Annotated in this window: 1 protein-coding gene; it reads left to right on the top strand. The window is 45.2% G+C overall.

The genetic code is table 11. The annotated features are described in order from the left end of the window. Positions 1–3: 3 nt before the first annotated feature. Complete coding sequence (gene queA / locus R7Q48_RS24645; RefSeq protein ID WP_318132740.1) at positions 4–1,056, top strand: tRNA preQ1(34) S-adenosylmethionine ribosyltransferase-isomerase QueA; 1,053 nt, start codon at positions 4–6, stop codon at positions 1,054–1,056. Positions 1,057–1,107 lie beyond the last annotated feature (51 nt).

Genomic DNA, 1,107 nt, shown 5'->3' with positions numbered 1-1,107 from the left:
AACATGCAAGTATCAGATTTCCATTTCGACCTTCCAGATGAACTCATCGCTCGCTACCCTCAACCAGAGCGTACCGCAAGCCGACTACTACAAATGGACGGCAATACTGGCGAGCTTATAGATGGCACATTTACCGATGTGTTAAACCAAGTTCAAGCTGGTGACTTAGTGGTTTTCAATAATACCCGTGTTATTCCAGCGCGTATGTTTGGTCGTAAAGAATCTGGCGGTAAGTTAGAGGTGCTAGTGGAGCGCATGCTAGATGAGAAAAGCATTCTTGCGCACGTTCGCTGCTCTAAATCACCAAAACCAGGCACTACTATTATTGTGGGCGAGAATGACGAATACTCCGCGGAAATGGTGGCTCGTCACAACGCCCTATTCAAACTGAAATTTAACTCTGATAAGACGGTATTAGAAATCCTGGAAGAAATTGGCCACATGCCACTTCCTCCATACATTGACCGCCCAGATGAAGACGCAGATAAAGAGCGTTACCAAACTGTATATAACCAAAAACCAGGCGCAGTAGCAGCACCTACGGCTGGCCTGCACTTTGATGACGTTCTTTTAGATAAGATCAAAGCCAAAGGCGCTGAGTTTGCTTACGTTACACTACACGTCGGTGCAGGTACGTTCCAACCCGTAAAAGTGGATAACATCAACGATCACCACATGCATGCAGAGTATGTAGAAGTACCGCAAGAAGTGGTGGATGCCATCAATGCAACCAAAGCTCGCGGTGGTCGCATCATCGCAGTGGGTACAACATCAGTACGTTCACTCGAAAGTGCAGCGCGAGATGCGTTGAAGAAAGGCTCAGAATTGGTTCCATTCTTCGGCGATACTGAAATTTTTATCTACCCTGGTTACGAATACCAGCTGGTGGATTGCTTGATCACGAACTTCCACTTACCAGAATCAACATTGATCATGTTGGTGAGTGCGTTTGCTGGTTACGAGAACACCATGAATGCTTACAAGCATGCGGTGGAAAACAAATACCGCTTCTTCTCGTACGGTGATTCAATGTTCATCAAAAAGAAAACGATTTAGTAAAAATAAGATTTACGAGTGCTAGCAGTAAGCTAGGAAATAAAGCATTCA

This window comes from Vibrio sp. 378, from assembly GCF_033339435.1.
The sequence above is the reverse complement of the archived record's forward strand: the minus strand, read 5'-3'. Positions and strand labels throughout refer to the sequence as shown.